General features: G+C 62.9%; 16 protein-coding genes and 1 pseudogene. 7 read left to right on the top strand and 10 right to left on the bottom strand.

The annotated features are described in order from the left end of the window. The first annotated feature begins 327 nt into the window (after window positions 1-327). On the top strand, window positions 328-1,335 hold the full coding sequence (locus tag GGI60_RS29280; protein ID WP_183919876.1) for an asparaginase: 1,008 nt from the start codon (window positions 328-330) through the stop codon (window positions 1,333-1,335). On the opposite strand, the gene GGI60_RS29275 is transcribed toward GGI60_RS29280, so the two are convergent. After that, a complete protein-coding gene (locus GGI60_RS29275) occupies window positions 1,336-2,091 on the bottom strand; it encodes a DeoR/GlpR family DNA-binding transcription regulator (protein WP_183919874.1) in 756 nt (251 codons plus the stop codon). Between the two features lie 128 nt (window positions 2,092-2,219). Between GGI60_RS29275 and GGI60_RS29270 the strand changes: the two genes are divergently transcribed. Together GGI60_RS29270 and GGI60_RS29265 are read left to right on the top strand one after the other, a co-directional pair. Continuing rightward, entirely contained in the window at window positions 2,220-2,576 is a 357-nt protein-coding gene (locus GGI60_RS29270; protein ID WP_183919872.1) for a DUF4406 domain-containing protein, read from the top strand. A 342-nt stretch (window positions 2,577-2,918) separates the two neighbouring features. Then, on the top strand, window positions 2,919-3,539 hold the full coding sequence (locus GGI60_RS29265) for a glutathione S-transferase family protein (RefSeq protein WP_183919870.1): 621 nt from the start codon (window positions 2,919-2,921) through the stop codon (window positions 3,537-3,539). 16 nt (window positions 3,540-3,555) lie between these two features. Here GGI60_RS29265 and GGI60_RS29260 read toward each other — a convergent pair whose 3' ends face one another. From GGI60_RS29260 to GGI60_RS29230, 7 genes and pseudogenes are all read right to left on the bottom strand, one after another. Next, window positions 3,556-4,359 (bottom strand): ABC transporter permease, encoded by an 804-nt coding sequence (locus tag GGI60_RS29260; protein ID WP_183919868.1) that lies wholly within the window; start codon window positions 4,357-4,359, stop codon window positions 3,556-3,558. 2 nt (window positions 4,360-4,361) lie between these two features. After that, window positions 4,362-5,162, bottom strand: a complete 801-nt coding sequence (locus tag GGI60_RS29255; RefSeq protein WP_183919866.1) for an ABC transporter permease — start codon at window positions 5,160-5,162, stop codon at window positions 4,362-4,364. Window positions 5,163-5,252: 90 nt separating this feature from the next. After that, a complete protein-coding gene (locus GGI60_RS29250) occupies window positions 5,253-6,254 on the bottom strand; it encodes an ATP-binding cassette domain-containing protein (protein ID WP_183919864.1) in 1,002 nt (333 codons plus the stop codon). Window positions 6,255-6,594: 340 nt separating this feature from the next. Further along, window positions 6,595-7,152 carry a DUF2087 domain-containing protein gene (locus tag GGI60_RS29245; protein WP_183919862.1) on the bottom strand — a complete coding sequence of 186 codons (558 nt, stop codon included), beginning with the start codon at window positions 7,150-7,152 and terminating at the stop codon, window positions 6,595-6,597. A 208-nt stretch (window positions 7,153-7,360) separates the two neighbouring features. After that, complete coding sequence (locus GGI60_RS32280; RefSeq protein ID WP_183919860.1) at window positions 7,361-8,338, bottom strand: phosphodiester glycosidase family protein; 978 nt, start codon at window positions 8,336-8,338, stop codon at window positions 7,361-7,363. A 242-nt stretch (window positions 8,339-8,580) separates the two neighbouring features. After that, window positions 8,581-8,945, bottom strand: a pseudogene (locus tag GGI60_RS29235) (MmcQ/YjbR family DNA-binding protein). Window positions 8,946-8,981: 36 nt separating this feature from the next. Beyond that, on the bottom strand, window positions 8,982-9,182 hold the full coding sequence (locus GGI60_RS29230) for a hypothetical protein (protein WP_183919858.1): 201 nt from the start codon (window positions 9,180-9,182) through the stop codon (window positions 8,982-8,984). 112 nt (window positions 9,183-9,294) lie between these two features. Here GGI60_RS29230 and GGI60_RS29225 point away from each other — a divergent pair, with 112 nt between their 5' ends. After that, window positions 9,295-10,191 carry a LysR substrate-binding domain-containing protein gene (locus tag GGI60_RS29225; protein ID WP_183919856.1) on the top strand — a complete coding sequence of 299 codons (897 nt, stop codon included), beginning with the start codon at window positions 9,295-9,297 and terminating at the stop codon, window positions 10,189-10,191. 80 nt (window positions 10,192-10,271) lie between these two features. Here the strand turns inward: GGI60_RS29225 and GGI60_RS29220 are convergent, their stop codons facing one another. Continuing rightward, window positions 10,272-10,937 carry a glutathione S-transferase family protein gene (locus GGI60_RS29220; RefSeq protein ID WP_183919854.1) on the bottom strand — a complete coding sequence of 222 codons (666 nt, stop codon included), beginning with the start codon at window positions 10,935-10,937 and terminating at the stop codon, window positions 10,272-10,274. A 216-nt stretch (window positions 10,938-11,153) separates the two neighbouring features. On the opposite strand from GGI60_RS29220, the gene GGI60_RS29215 reads away from it, so the two are divergent. After that, the gene (locus GGI60_RS29215; protein ID WP_183919853.1) at window positions 11,154-11,393 is read left to right on the top strand and encodes a hypothetical protein; all 240 of its coding nucleotides are present in this window, start codon (window positions 11,154-11,156) and stop codon (window positions 11,391-11,393) included. Between the two features lie 19 nt (window positions 11,394-11,412). After that, the gene (locus tag GGI60_RS29210; protein WP_183919851.1) at window positions 11,413-11,877 is read left to right on the top strand and encodes a YbhB/YbcL family Raf kinase inhibitor-like protein; all 465 of its coding nucleotides are present in this window, start codon (window positions 11,413-11,415) and stop codon (window positions 11,875-11,877) included. Window positions 11,878-11,924: 47 nt separating this feature from the next. Here GGI60_RS29210 and GGI60_RS29205 read toward each other — a convergent pair whose 3' ends face one another. Further along, window positions 11,925-13,292, bottom strand: a complete 1,368-nt coding sequence (locus tag GGI60_RS29205) for a TIGR03808 family TAT-translocated repetitive protein (protein WP_183919849.1) — start codon at window positions 13,290-13,292, stop codon at window positions 11,925-11,927. 233 nt (window positions 13,293-13,525) lie between these two features. Here GGI60_RS29205 and GGI60_RS29200 point away from each other — a divergent pair, with 233 nt between their 5' ends. After that, window positions 13,526-15,823, top strand: a complete 2,298-nt coding sequence (locus GGI60_RS29200) for an EAL domain-containing protein (RefSeq protein WP_183919847.1) — start codon at window positions 13,526-13,528, stop codon at window positions 15,821-15,823. Window position 15,824: the final 1 nt, after the last annotated feature.

The following is a 15,824-nucleotide window of genomic DNA, read 5'->3' as shown; positions in this document are numbered from 1 at the left end:
TCTTTCCATGTCCGGGAACGTCGCCAAACGCTCGAACATGAGTAGAATCAACACCGTGCGCCATGTCCACTAAATTTAAACCGGACAGCTGTGGCCTTGAGCCGAGCATCCATGCTGGCCTCGGTTAGCAACGGACATGGATCGTCGGTTCAAGGCCGACGATGCCGGAATGCGGCATGACGTCTCCGCCGAACATCCTGCCTGCCGCGTCGGTGGCGCCGTCAGGAGGAACCCGCGCCGCCACAAACAGGCAGACCTAAACCCGTTGGCTTTCGCGCCTTGACGCGTTATGCCTGCCGCATCCCGCCAGAATCCGGATGAGAGCCCATGACCAATCCCGTCGCCGTCGAAGTCACCCGTGGCCTGCTCGTCGAAAGCCGCCATCGCGGCGCGGTGGCGGTGGTCGATGGCGATGGCAGCCTCGTCTTCTCGCTCGGCGATATCGAAGCCGCCGTCTTCCCGCGTTCGGCCTGCAAGGCGATGCAGGCGTTGCCGCTTGTCGAAAGCGGTGCGGCCGACGCCTATGGTTTCGGCGACAAGGAGCTGGCGCTCGCCTGCGCCTCGCATAATGGCGAGGACGAACATGTGGCGCTTGCCGCCTCCATGCTGTCTCGCGCCGGCCGCAATGCCGAAGCGTTGGAATGCGGCGCCCATTGGTCGATGAGCCAGAAGGTCCTGATCCAGCAGGCCCGCACGCTGGAGGCGCCGACCGCGCTGCACAACAATTGCTCAGGAAAACATGCCGGCTTCATCTGCGCCTGCTGCCACCGGGATATCGATCCGAAAGGCTATGTCGGCTATGAGCACCCGCTGCAGGTCGAGATCCGCGCGACGATGGAAAACTTGACCGGCGCCGTGCTCGGCGCGGAAAGCTGCGGCACCGACGGCTGCTCGATCCCGACCTATGCCGTGCCTTTGCGCGGCCTTGCCCACGGCTTTGCCAAAATGGCGACCGGCAACGGCCTGGAGCCTTTGCGCGCCAAGGCATCCCGCCGGCTGATCGAGGCCTGCATGGCCGAGCCCTTCTATGTCGCCGGCTCCGGCCGCGCCTGCACGAAACTGATGCAGGTCGCCCCCGGCCGCATCTTCGTCAAGACCGGCGCCGAGGGCGTCTTCTGCGCTGCGATCCCGGAAAAGGGCCTCGCCATCGCGCTGAAATGCGAGGATGGCGCCACCCGCGCCGCCGAGGCCATGGTGGCGGCGACGCTCGCCCGTTTCTTCGAGACGGAAGCGACGGTGCATGCCGCCCTGATGGGCTTTGCCGCGAACTCGATGCGCAATTGGAACGGCATCCATGTCGGCGATGTCAGGGTTACCTCGGCGCTGGCTGAGTGACTATGCCGCGGCGATGGTGTTATTGAGATCGCGATAGGGTTTCAACCGTTCATCGGTCATCTCGGCCGGCACGATCAGCCCTGCCACCTCGGAAATTGCGAGCACCGGGCAGGGCGAGACGAGGTCGAACTTCTCCTGTGTCAGCAGCACATGCGTTTCGGCCGAGCAGCGGGCGATATGACGTTTGATCGCCGCCTCCTCGAAATCGCCGGTGGACAGCCCGTGCACGGGATGGGCGGCGGTGACGCCCAGGAAGAACAGGTCGGGGCGCAGCTGCGAGATCGCCGCCATCGCCGCCGCCCCCGTCGCCACCATCGAATGTTTGTAGAGCCGCCCGCCGGCAAGGATCACCTCGGCCGTCGCATGGTGCTCCAGTTCGGCGGCGATCGTGGGGCTGTGGGTCGCGACCGTCAGCGGCATGTCGCGCGGCAGGTGCCGGGCAATCTCCGCCGTCGTCGTGCCGCCGTCGAGAAAAATCATCTGCCCCGGCTTGACCATCGCCGCCGCTTTCGCCCCTAGCCGCGCCTTGATCTCGGACGAGACACTACGGCGCTGGGTGAAATCCGGCAAATCGGGCGACACCGGCATCGCCCCGCCATGCACGCGTTTCAACAGCCCCTCCGCCGCCATTTCCCTCAAATCACGCCGGATCGTGTCCTCCGAAAGCGAAAAATCCTCGGCGACGCGCTTGGCGATCACCTGGCCGTCACGGCGCAGAATGTCGAGAATGAGGGTTTTACGTTGCGAGGTCAGCATGGGTTCTCTGCACGAAGTTGAACGAGATGGCGTAAAGTTGCACGAAAAGACTCGACATTCAAGAAATATCATGCATTTTCAGGATATCCCGTGCATGATGCCGGGAATGCTCAGCGATGGAGTGAAAGATGCTGATTTTGATTGCCGGGCCTTACCGGTCGGGAACGGGCGACGACCCGGAAAAGATGGCCGCCAACCTGAAGCGGCTGGAGGAGCCTTCGTATAAGTTGTTTGCCGCCGGCCACGTGCCGATGATCGGCGAATGGGTGGCGCTGCCGATCTGGCACGCCGCCGGCGGCAAGTCGGTTGGCGATGCGCTCTACGAAGAGATCTTCCATCCGGTCGCCGGCCGGCTGCTGCAGCTCTGCGAGGGTGTGCTGCGTCTGCCTGGCGATTCCAAGGGTGCCGACAACGACGTGCGCATTGCGAGGGAGCGCGGCATCCCGGTCTGGCACCGGCTGGAGGATGTACCGGGCTGCGGGTGAGGGGAGTCCTCCACGTTGCGCTTCGCTTGACGTTTGGCGAATTCGCGGCTTTGCCGCTCACCCCCTCATTCGACCCTTCGGGCCAACCTTCTCCCCGCTGGGGAGAAGAGTGAGAATGTCGCTTCACCAGCGACCCATTGGATGAGGCGCCTTTGGACAGGTGGGTTCATCTGGGCAATATCGGCGTGCCTTGCTCCCTCTTCTCCCCTCGGGGAGAAGGTGCCCGTAGGGCGGATGAGGGGGCCGCACGGCACGCCGGTCATTGCCGATAAACCGCAATCTCCCCAGTTCCGGCATTGCGACGGCTGCGCTATACCTCATGCCGAAAGGGAGTCGAGAACCATGCTGACATTGTATTACGCCTCTGGAACCTGCGCGCTCGCAAGCCTTATCGCCCTCGAAGAATCCGGCCTTGCCTTCGAAACGAAAAAGCTCAGCTTTCCCGATGGTGAGCAGCGTTCGCCGGATTATCTGAAGATCAACCCCAAAGGACGCGTGCCGGCGCTGGTGACCGACCGCGGCGTGCTGACGGAAACGCCGGCGATCCTCGGCTTCATCGCTGAAAGCGCCCCGGCCGCGAAGCTGGCGCCGCTCGGCGATGCCTTCGAAATGGCGCGGCTGCAATCCTTCAACAGCTATCTCTGCTCGACCGTGCATGTGAACCATGCCCATCGCCGGCGCGGCTCCCGCTGGGCCGACGAGCCGGCGGCGCTCGAAGCGATGAAGGCCAAGGTGCCGCAGAATATGGCCGATTGCTTCATGCTGATCGAAGAGAAGATGTTCGAAGGCCCCTGGGTGATGGGCGAGACCTATTCGCTCGCCGATCCCTATCTCTTCGTCATGACCGACTGGCTGCCGGCCGACGGTGTCGATCCCGCCCGCTTCGCAAAGGTCAGCGACCACCACGCCCGCATGCTGCAACGCCCCGCCGTCCAGCGGGCGCTGGCCCTCGACCGGGGCTGAGGCGGGGTCAACCCCATCAGCCGCCCGCACCCTGGTACTTGCGGGTGGCGTAGCGCCAGTGGGCCATGGCGATGAGCACCCAGGCCGGGCCGGCGGCGAGCGTTACGGGCGCGGCCCAATCGCCGAGGATCGGGATGGGTTTGCCGAGCAGGGCGCCGACCGGGACCGAACTGGTCAGGGCCAGGGGAACAGCGGTGATCAGGGTCAGCTGGATGCTGCCGGGAAAGATGTTGAGCGGATAACGCGTCAGCTCCCAGAAGCCGAAGAAGATCGAAAACAGGTGGTTCGACCGCACCCACATCAGTGCCGTCGCACCGATCATGGTGATCATCGCGCCGGTGAGCAGCGTCGCGCTGACGATTGCGGCAAGCAGGAACGCCACGGACGCGGCAGACCAGGCGAAGTCGACCGACAGGACGGCCCAGCAGAGCAGCGGCACTGCCAGGATAATATGGCCGGCATAGCCGATATTGAGGCCGGAAAAGACGAGATAGGCCCAGGGGCTGAACGGCTTGACCAGGAGTGTGTCGTAGGTGCCGAGCCGCACCAGCTCCTCGAGATCGCGCAATTGCACGAAGCTCATCGCCGCCCCCAGCGAATAGGCGAGCAGCTGGAAACTGAAAAGCAGCGCCAGCTCCGGCCAGGTCCAGCCGCCGAGCGTCTGGAAGCGGGCAAGCAGGATGCCGATGGTGGCGAAGACACTGCCATAGGAGAGGATCTGCGCAAGCCGATCGAGCCAGAAGGCGCCGCGATATTCCATTTGTGAGCGCACATGCATGCGCACCAGCAGCGGAATGACGCGCAGGTGATGAATGAGCACGGTCAGCCTCCCTGCACGGTGATGCGGCGCGACGCCAGGTGCCACAGCCAGAGCACGCCCAAAAGAAACAGTCCGGCCCAGCCGAGGCCGAGGCCGAGATGCAGCCAGGTGTCGGCAACAGAAAGCCTGCCGAGATAGACGGCATTGGGATAATACACGACCCAGGCGAAAGGCAGGTGGCGGGCGATCATCGCTAAGGGCTCGGGGAAGAACCAGAAGGGCACCAGCAGGCCGGAGAACAGATGCAGCAGGGCGCCAAGGATCCAGTCGAGCGAGAAGCTCGTCATCAGCCAGAAGGCGATCAGCCCGAACAGCGCCGACATCAGGAAGATCAGCACGAAGGACAGTGCCCAGAAGACGGCAAACATCACGCCGTGAAACAGGCTTTCCGGCGCCAGCATGCCGTAGAACAGGGCGGTGAAGACAACGGTCGGGATCACCTGCGTCGCCAGCCGGTAGAAAAAGCTGCCGCATTCATTGGCGAAGAGATAGAGCGGATAGGAGAGCGGCTTCAGCAGCCATATGGCGATGTCGCCGGTCTTGAGTGAACGGCCGATCTCGCCGATGATCCTTTCCGGGCGGGTGGCGCCCATGACAGCGCCGCCGAGCAGCGCATAGGTCACCATCTGCTGCAGCGAGACGCCGTCGACCATGGTCGCGCCGACGCCGGCATAGACGGCGAGCCAGATGGCGACACGGGCGACGACCTGCACCAGCTTGCCGAAAATATTGGCCCAGACCGCGTTGCGATAGGCGAGCTGCGCGTGGAAGGCGCTTCGTGTGAAGGCCAGATAAGCGCTCATGGTGTGGGCGCCTGGGCGTTGCGAGAAAAGGCCATATAAGCGCTCATGGTGTCGGCGCCCGGGCGTTGCGGGTGAAGGCGGGGCAGGCGCTCATGAGGCCCGGGCCCTGGCGTTGCGGCCCTGGTAGAAGGTGCGGATGACCTCTTCAATGTCCGGCTCGTGCAGGGCGACATCCTTGAGATCGCGGTCGCTCCCGACCTCCGAAAGGATTTTGACCAGCGACACGTCCTCGCGCTCGATCAGATATTCCTTGCGCAGCCCCTCGTCGCTGACGAGCGACGCCGTGCTGAGCCGCAAGGGCCCTGGGTCGCTGGCAAATTCCAGCGTCAGCCGCCGGGCCGAGCCGAGGGCGGCGCGCAGGCTGCGCAACTCGCCGTCGAAGATCAGCCTGGAGTGATCGACCATGATCAGCCGCGGGCAGATGGTCTCGATGTCTTGCAGATCATGGGTGGTAAGGATGATGGTGACGCCGCGTTCGCGGTTGATCTCGGCGAGGAAGCGCCGCACCGCATCCTTGGCGACCACGTCGAGCCCGATCGTCGGTTCGTCGAGAAAGAGGATCTTCGGATCGTGCAGCAGCGACATGACGATCTCGGCTCGCATGCGCTGGCCGAGGCTGAGCTGGCGCACCGCCCGGTCGAGAAAGGGCGAGAGGTCGAGCAGTTCGCTGAAGTGGCGCAGATTGTCCGCATAGCGGGCGGCCGGGATATCATAGACGCGCTGGTGCAGGGTGAAGCTGTCGATCAGCGGCAGGTCCCACCACAGCTGGCTGCGCTGGCCGAAGACGACGCCGATCTCGCGGGCATTGTCCATGCGGGAGAGATGCGGCGTGCGGCCGAGTACGGAAAGCGTTCCGGCGCTCGGCACCAGAATACCGGTCATCATCTTGATCATCGTCGATTTGCCGGCGCCGTTCGGGCCGAGATAGCCGACGGCTTCGCCCGCTTCGATGTCGAAGCTGATGTCGGAAACGGCGACGGTCTCGAAATATTCACTCGTCACCAGCGTCTTGAAGGCCCCGAGCAGACCGGGAAATCGCTTGTGCTGCCGGAAGCGTTTGCTGACGCTGCGTGCTTCGATCAAAGCCGGCATATCTGTTCCCTCGATGTGAAGCGAGCCGACTCGGACGGGATGGGCTTGCGAACGCAGGCTAGCGCGAAGTGGGATTCGTTCAAGCGGAAGTTGCGTTTTCGACCGTTGCTTCAGCCTTATGTGGCCGCCACCTTGGACCGATGCCTGCCTCCGCTACAGGCATGGACAAGATCTACACCTTGTTCATCGTCGGCGCGGCATCGCGATCATCGTCTCGCCTGAATGGGCTTCGGCAATCTCCGTTCGCGCCGCAAGAGGCAGGCCGGCGACGATGATACGAAAGAAGAATGAGGCGCCGTGATTGACAGCCGTCTTCGATCAGGCGCCTCCGCAGCAGTGGTCAGTGCGCCTGGCGTGAGGAACGCTGACTGAGGATCGTCGCCGCGTTGATCGGCATCGGCTGTTCGACGCGTCGATAGACACTGCCGTCGCGCGTCCGGCGCATCAGGCCGAGTTCGCAGAGCTCCCGTCGCAGCAAGGCGTGATCTCCAAACAGGTGCCTGTCGCGAAGAAGGGCATTGACCTCTTTTTCAGGCATCTCCCTCGCGGCGGGAATGCGCGACCACAAGAGCCAAAGCGCCGTGATCTGATCCATGCGCCGCGACGGCCAGCGCATCAGGCGAAGCTCTTCGTCGAAGCTGCGTTGAACACGGTCGATGTGCTTCCGGTCGATCGCGGCATCGACGACAGGTGCCGGCGTCGGCGGCTGCGCCTCGCTTCCGGCGGGATCGGTTTTCGCACGCAGGCTCTGGAAATTTCCATAACCGGCGGCCCTTGCCAGCATGTTCAGGAGCTGGAGATGAGAGGGGAGGCCCTCAAACGCAACGAGCTGCAGGCGAAGCGATTTGGCAAATGCCGACGTGTCGCTCACTTCGAGCGGAATGGGTTTTCTGGACATGACCTATCCTTTGGTCGTGCCGTTCCGGATGGATTATCGGTGATCGCCCTTCCGACATGGCACGGGATCGGTGTCCATATCTTCATCATTGTCAGGTTTAGCGTGTTCCGAAGAACGGCGATGCCTGGGTGAACTGCAGACCCGAGGCAGCTTTTATCATCGTAATCCTGATATTTCAACGACGTTCAAGTCCCACCATGCGGCCGACCTATTTCCGTTCGACCGTCAGCACGATCGGCATGGCCCAGTTGGCCTCGGAAATCGGCCAGCGGAGCAGGCTTACTCTGTTGCCGTCCGCCTGAGACTCCCACCTTGCGTAGAATTTTTGCCGATAGCCATTCAGCCGAACACTCCGGCAGGCGACGGGACCGCCGTCAAGATTGAGCGCGATCTTGAGATTGAGCGGCGAGGTCTTGAGAAACTCTGCCAGCCGGTCGAGGGAAAAGAATGCCTCCTTTGTCGTCCCGATGATGACACGCCCCAAATCGTCCTTGGCGACAAAGGTACGGTTCGCCAGCCAGCGGCTTTTCACATTCACATGCGTCTGCCCGTCATCGCCGATCAGGAGCGGATAGGAGACCATGGCGTTCGACGCGCCGGCAAAAGCTGCCTGCCAGTCTTGATGCGTCAGATCGCGGATATCGGCAGTGTCTTTGCCGGCAATGAAGGCGCCCGCCTTCGCGTCATATTGCTGAGGACCCATCGCAATGCCCTCGCTGGCGAAGGGCGTGTCGGGCCTGCCATGCATGTCATAATAGCTGCCGTTTACGATGAGCACGGCGTTAGGCAAAGCCTTTTCCCATTCGTCGATGCCGGTATCGCCCGCAGCCGCATTGTGCGTGACGAATCGAAAGCGGGCCGGGTCAACTCTGCTGAGAAATATCCGATCGACTTCGCGGCCATCGGCAAGAACCGGCAGCTCCGCCACCTCGAAGCCCGTCTCCGGCTCCTGCCAGACCAGCGGTCCGGGCAGAACCGCGGGGATCACGGGGCTCAACGCCAAACGCATGGAGGCGGAAAGGCGCTCGTCGTCAGGTTTCATTTCGGTCCAATAGGTTCCACCGCGCCGCAAGACGGTGTTGAAACCGTAGACACCCGCGACCTGCCAGAGCCAGCCGGCGCTGACCACAATCACGACCGTTAAAATTGCTAGGAGTCCGAATAGGATTTTTCGAATTGCTGGCACTGAAAATCTCTTTGCTGAAACAGATAGGCTTCGCGACGCCGGGTTGACGTGACGTCGGGCGAATGCAGGTGCCAACTAAGGTTTTTCTACGACCGACCCGCAAATACCCTCGCCCGCCAAAGCGGACGCACGTCTCAAGCTCCGAGAATAACATGATCGTCAAACTGACTGCCGATGGTTTCGCCGCCTTGCTCCCACCACGCCCGCATGCTGCAGCGCCCCGCCGTTCAGCGCGCTCTGGCCTATGATCGGGGCTGACGCCCGAAACGATTGGCCAGCTTCTTCGGCGCCTGGAACAGCCAGGCGCCGATCAGCCGCAGCCGCAATTCCTCGTCGCCAATCAGGGCGGCGCGCAGCGGCAGATGCGGCCAGCCGACATAATGATCGGTCTGGAAGTAGATGTCCGGTGCCATTTCCAGGAGATGATCCTTGTCGTCGAGCGAAGTCGAGATGACGATCGTCTCGGGTTTTTCACCGCCACAAAACTCTTGCCGGCAACTTTCAGCGCCGGATTGCCATAGTAGGTGCTCTCCTCGACGTCGGGCAGGCCGGCTTCCGCCACCAGGCGCTTCAGGCGCTCGAAGATAAGGTCGACTTCGCCGGCCATTGTCCGGTCTTTTTCTCGGGCGGAGCTAGCATATCTTCACGCGCATTTCGCCAGCGCGGGTCTCTCCTGCGGGTGAAAACCGGTCTCCGCCCCAAGCGGCAGATCGGCGATTTCGCGCAGCGGCATGCGCTCGACCTCTGGATGGCGCAGCGGATCCTCCTCCCAGGTCAGGGTGTTCGTAGGTTGCGTCCTGCTGATGCCAGCAATAGGCTTCAAGAAAAACTTCAGCAACGACACGGCAGACCTCGCTTTCTCCAGCGGTGCTGGATCATGATCCTATGCTGCAATGTCGGCTTACGCGGGCGGATTTTCAATTGAGTTTACCGGGGCGCCGCTATAGAAAAACTACATGAAGAACCTCAATGCGGTCCATCTCAACGGCCTCAGGGCGCTGGAGGCGGTCGGCCGTCTCGGCTCGCTGCAGGCGGCCGCCGGCGAGCTTGGTGTCTCGGTCGGCGCCGTCAGCCAGCAGGTGATCAAGGCTGAGGCACAGCTGGGACAGGTGATCTTCGAGCGCACCGCCCGCGGAATGGTCGTCACCGAAGCCGGCCGGCCTGTGCTCATGGCGCTCGACGAAGGCTTTGCCCGTCTTTCTCAGGCGGTGTCGATCGCCAGCCGCAAGGACGATACGATCCTGACCATCTCGGTGGCGCCGGTCTTCGCCGCCCGCTGGCTCGTCTGCCGGCTCGATCGTTTCGCCGAACGCCATCCCGACATCAAGCTGCGGCTGGATGCGACCACCAATCTCGTTAATCCGGCGCTCGGCGATGTCGATATCGGCATCCGCGTTGGTACCGGCAAATGGCCCGACGTGAAGGCCGAGCTGCTGCTGCAACAGGAGGTCTTTCCCGTCTGCTCGCCCGAGATGGCGGCGAAACTGCGCGAACCTGCCGATATATTGGCGTTACCTGCGGTCACCGATGGTCGCGCCATGTTCAGCTGGGAGGTTTGGATGCGCGAGGCCGGGCTATCGGGCGCGACGCTTGCGACCCGCCACGTCTTCAACGACGCTTCGCTCTGCCTCGACGCGGCGATCGCCGGGCAGGGCGTCATGCTTGCCTGGCAGACGCTCGCCCACTTTGCGCTTGCCGAGGGCCGGCTGGTCGCCCCCTTCGGCATTCGCGCCAAGACCGGCTTCGGTCATTATTTCATCACCGCCGAGGGTGTGCGCGAGCCGAAGAAAGTCAAGGATTTCAAGGCCTGGATCCGCGAGGAAATGGCCGGCACGCTGGCGTTGTTCCGCTAAAGCATGTCGCGCAAAAGTGTGCAGCGGTTTTGCGGTAACGACACGCGCAAACAAAAAGCTAAAGCGCGACGCGCTTTAGATCAAACCTCGACCGGTTCCTTGCTGCGGCCCGCCTGCATCGCCCTGTAGGCAGGGCGCGACTGGCAGCGTTCGATCCAGGCCTTGATGTTCGGATTGGCATCGAAAAGCGCTGCCTCGCTCTGGGCATAGCGCAGCACCTCGGCGATGTTGAGATCGGCAACGGTGAACCGGTCGCCGACGATCCACTGCCGACCGGCAAGGTGGCTTTCGAGTGCGGCAAGCGGCCGGCGCAGCCCGTAGCAGGCGGCTGCGATCGTCTCCTTGCCCTCGGCGCTGTTTTCGAGGCCGTTATCATAGGTGAGCACGATCCTGACCGAATGCGGCTCTACCTGCGAGGCTGCCCAGATCGTCCACATCGTCAGCAATCCGTCTTCTTCGACGGTTTGTCCGGCAAGCGGACCGCCATGCTTGCGGGCGAGGTAGAGATTGATCGCCAGCGACTCGTGCATCACGAGGTCGCCGTCGCGAATGCTGGGGATCTGCCCCATCGGATTGACGGCGGCGAAATCGGGCGAGTGCGTATTGAGCGGCGCTTCCTCGGATAGGGGCTCCGCGAGTCGCCTCGCCTGCAGCACCGGCACGGACCGGAATTCAAGCCCCAGCTCATGCGCCATCCAGTAGACGCGCGAGGCGCGCGATCGATAGACTCCGTAAATTGTCAGCATGGCCATACCCTTTCGATGTGTCGGAGAAACCGTAAACGCCGGACCCCTCTCGAAAAAGTCCTCGTCGCTGATGGGACGATGAAAGCTTTTGATGCGGCTGCGTAATGCCGGAAATCGCCATCAGTCGGGAGCACAATTCCCGGTCTGGGGAACAATGAGAAGGCCGGCGGGTTCGACCCTAAAGGTAGGGGCGTGTGCTGAGACAGGAGGAATGCCATGACGGGGAAGAAGACGCATGAACAGCAGCTTCGCGTCATCGAAAAACGCGAGAAGACGGCAAATGCCGGTGAAGATTTCGAGGCCGCAGCAGATCTGCAGCGCAATCCGCAGGCGAGGCAAGCGCATCGCAAAGGAGGCGATCTGAAGCCGGATTTGGATACCGGAAACGACGATCGCGCGATCATGCGCGGCCGCAACCAGGAAAGCGAGCATAAGAAGGGAAGCGGCCGTTCCTGAGAAGACAAAGGAGAATGTCATGACCTTGACATTGATCAGCAAAGCCTTCGCGCAGGATCAGCCGATCCCGAAGAAATATGCGCGCGCGGGCGAGAATCTCTTTCCGCCGCTTGCCTGGAGCGGCGCCCCCGACCAGACCAGGAGCTTTGCTCTTGTGGTCGAGGATCCGGATGCCCCCCGTGGCACGTTCCGCCACTGCGGTATTGCCAATATCCCGGCGCAGTGGAGGACCCTTGCCGAAAGCGTCGACACTGCACCCGAACAGGCGCCGCGGTTCTACAAGAACGATTTCGGTAACGCCCGTTACGACGGCCCGCAACCGCCGGCCGGCGATCGCCCGCATCATTATATCTTTCGCCTCGCCGCCCTCGACGTGCCGAAGCTTCTCACACCCGATGCCGCCGGCATCAGCGCCATGTGGGCGGAGGCAAAGAAACATGCCTTGGCGGAGGCGACCGTCACCGGCACCTATCAGACGCAGTGACGACGCTATGAATTCACGCGCGTGAGATTTGAAAGCCGCCCCGTCCGTCAGGACATGCGGTTTCGCTCGATGGTGAGCTGCCCATAGGGCGAGCCGCCCTCCGCCAGCTCGCCGGAGACTCGTTTCTCCCACTCGAAGCCGAGAACCGCGCCTTCGGCGATTTCCTGGAAGATGTTGTCGGTGATGACTGCAGTGCCGGCGCCCTCGGCGACCGAGACGGCGCAGCCAACCGGGGCCTTGCGCACGACATTGCCGCTGACGACGACATTGCGCAGATAGGCGCCCCAGCCAATCTGCATTCCCCAGCGCGGCGCCCCTTCGATCACATTGGCCGACACCAGCGTATCGGCCTCCGCTGCAATGCCGATGCCGAAGCCGACCTCGTGCTCGTAGGGGCCCTTCAGCGTCAGGTTGCGCACGACATTGCCGGTGACGCTGGCAAGCCTGCCGCCTTCGTCGAAGTTGGCGATCGAGATGCCGTTGGCCGCCCCGTCGATCAGGTTGGCGGAGACCACAGCACCCTCGAAGGCGAATTCGACATAGATCGCTGTCTCGCCGGAGCGCCGGCACTGGTTGCTGTTAATCTGGATATTCGAGGCGGAGTTGGCGCGGATCGCCGTAAAGGCGCAGTCGGAGATCTGGTTGTTCACCACCATTACGCCGTCGGCGCGGAAGATGTTGATGCCGTTGCCGTTCTGGCCGGTGCCGCCGTCATTGGCGCGTATGTTGGAAATCCGGTTGCCGGAAACGACCGTGCCGTCTTCCGCCTTCTTCCAGCGATGCACGAGAATGCCGCCATTGCCGCAATCGGCGATCGTATTTCCGGTGACCGAAAGATTGGCGGAATCCACCGCGTAGAGCCCGGCTTGGGCGGCACCTGAGATGCGGCTGCGCTCGATCCGTCCGCCGCAGCGCTCCAGCTGCAGGCCGTGCTTGCGGCTGCCGCCGATTTCGCAATTGTCGATCAGCACCTCGTCGACGCCGGTAAATTGCACGAGCCCGCGGGCATAATCGCCGAGCCAGCGGTTGCCGCCGTCGATGACGAGATTGTAAAGCTCGATGCGCCGCACATTCTCGGCCGCGAAGAGATGGCCTTCGCCGGTATAGACGATCCGTGAAGCGCCGGGCACGCCCGTGATGCGGGTATTGTCGGGCAAGGTGAGATTGGAGATCCGGTAGGTGCCGGGCGGCAGGAAGACCGGCACGTTGTCGGCCGCTGCCTGTTTGATCATCTGCTCCAGGTTGCGGGCCTTGCGGTCGCCGCTTTCGGGGATGGCGCGATATTCCACCGCGTCGATCGCGCCGCGCAGATCGGGCTGGGCAGCAGCCGTCAGCGGCGAGGTAAACGCGCGCGACGTCCCGCCCGCGACCGCCGAGGCGGCGAGAAAGAGAAGCATGTCGCGGCGTGAAGGCATTCCGGGCTCTCCTGTCATGGCCCGCCTCTAGCAGGAAACGTGCCATCCCGCCTGTCTTCTTATGGCACAGGCTTTTCCCCGGGCGCGCGAAATTGTGGTTGCCGCCAAGGTTGAGGGCAGGATCTCGCCGCTTATTTTGGCGTGTTGTTCACATCTTTCACTTAAGCAAGCCGAAGGACTTCAGGACTACTTTAAAGGGAAACGACGATCGCGGGGCGGGGGAGAATGGCGTCATGCACGAAACGAGTGCCAGGCGATGGGAATCGGCCGAGGCCCTGACGGCCGAGACGCGGCGCTTCGTCGCCGCGACCGAGGCGATGATGGCGTCGACCGCCTACCACCTCTCCGAAGACGTCGAGAACCTGCGCCTGAAAGCGATCATCCACGAACTGCCGGATTTCCTCTATGTCAAGGATCGCGACAGCCGCTTCGTCTTCGCCAATGCCGTCACCGCCAGCAACCTTGGCTTCAGGAGCGCCGAAGAGATCACCGGCAAGCGCGATTTCGACCTGTTCGATTTCGAGGTGGCGCGCCGGCATTTCGACATCGAGCAGCAGATCATGGCGAGCGGCGAAGCTCGGATCGACATGGAGGAAACGGTCGTTCTTCCAGGCAGCCCCAGGCCGGTCTGCCGGCTGACCTCGAAGATACCGCTGCGCAATGGAAGCGGCGAAATCGTCGGGCTGATCGGCGTTTCCCGCGATATCACCGAACGCAAGCTCCAGGAGGATCTCCATCGCGAACAGGCGAAACTGCTCGAAATGATCGCCCGCAACGAGCCGTTGCCGATGATTCTCGAGGCGCTGGTGCTGATGATCGAGGCGCAGCTCATCGGCATCGACGGATCGGTGCTGCTGCTCGACAGCGAGGGCACCAGGCTCTATCATGGCGCGGCTCCCAATCTGCCCGGCGGCTACAGCCGCCTGATCGACGGCGTTACCATCGGCCCCAAGGTCGGCTCCTGCGGCACCGCCGCCTGGCGCGGCCAGACCGTGATCGTCGAGGACGTGATGAGCGATCCGCTTTGGGAGGATTTCCGCGCGCTGGTTGCCCCCTTCGGCTTCCGCTCCTGCTGGTCGACGCCGATCGCCACCTCTGAGAATAATGTGCTCGGCACCTTCGCCCTCTATTCCAGGGAAGTCCGCCGTCCCACAGAGCATGAAATGAAGCTGGTGGCGCTCGCCACCCATATCGCCGGCATCGCCATCGAGCGCAAGCGGGTCGACGATCGCATCCATTTCATGGCCCATCACGACGATCTCACCGGCCTGCCGAACCGCGCCTTCCTGAAGGAGCGGCTGGCCAATATCCTCAATCAGGCCCGACGCAACAACCGCAAGGTCACCGTCGCCTATATCGATCTCGACAATTTCAAGGACGTCAATGACGGCCGCGGCCACGCCGCCGGCGACGAGGTGCTGAAGGAGATCGCCACCCGCATGGCCAACAGCGTCCGCGCCTCGGATATGGTGGTGCGGCTCGGCGGCGACGAATTCCTCGTGGTGCTCGTCCACCAGTCGAGCCACGATGCCGGCATCTCCCGCCGCCTGCGCGAACTTCAGAAGGCGATCAACCGGCCGATGCGCGGTAAGAGCGGCGATATCGCCATCACCGCGAGCATCGGCGTTGCCGCTTTCCCCGTCGACGGCGCAACCGCCGAAGAACTCCTTGCCAATGCCGACAGCGCCATGTACCGGGCCAAGCAGCTCGGCCGCAACACGCTGCAGCATCACGATGGCGCCGGCACATCGGTCGGCATGCCGCTCGGCGAACACGAGGAACTGCACCTGGCGATAACAGGTGATCAGCTGTTCCTGGAGTATCAGCCACAAGTCGATGTCGCCACCGGCCGCATCACCGGCATCGAGGCGCTGGTCCGCTGGAACCATCCGGCAAAGGGCAGGGTGCCGCCGATCAATTTCATCCCGCTCGCCGAAGAGACCGGCCTCATCGTTCCCCTCGGCCTCTGGGTGCTGAACGAGGCCTGCCGCCGGGCGCGCGCCTGGCAGGATACCGGTGTGGCGCCGCTGACGATCGCCGTCAACGTCTCGGCCAAGCAGTTCGCCGATCCGGATTTCGCAAGCCATGTCGCCGAGGCGCTGGAGCGTCACGGCCTGCAATCCCATTGGCTGGAGCTCGAGGTCACCGAAAGCGTGGTGATGCAAGATGCCGAACGCGCGCTGGCGATGATGGCATCGCTGCGGGCGCTCGGCGTGCGCCTGTCGATCGACGATTTCGGCTCCGGCTATTCCAGTCTTGCGGCGCTGAAGACCTTCCCCTTCGACCGGCTGAAGATGGATCGTTCGCTGGTCGAGGCGCTGCCGGGCGACAAGACCGCCGTCGCCATCGTTTCGGCTGTGATTTCGCTGGCGCAGACGTTGAAGCTTTCGGTGCTTGCCGAAGGCGTCGAAACCGACGCCCAGATGGATTTCCTGCGTCACGCGCGCTGCGAGGAGGCTCAAGGCTATCGCTTCTCCCGGCCGGTTTCGCCGGAGGAGATTCTCCGATTGTTGCAGACGCAGCTCCGCTGAC

The organism is Rhizobium lentis (assembly GCF_014200175.1).
GTDB lineage: Bacteria > Pseudomonadota > Alphaproteobacteria > Rhizobiales > Rhizobiaceae > Rhizobium > Rhizobium mulingense.
This window is presented reverse-complemented; position numbering and strand designations above follow the sequence as displayed.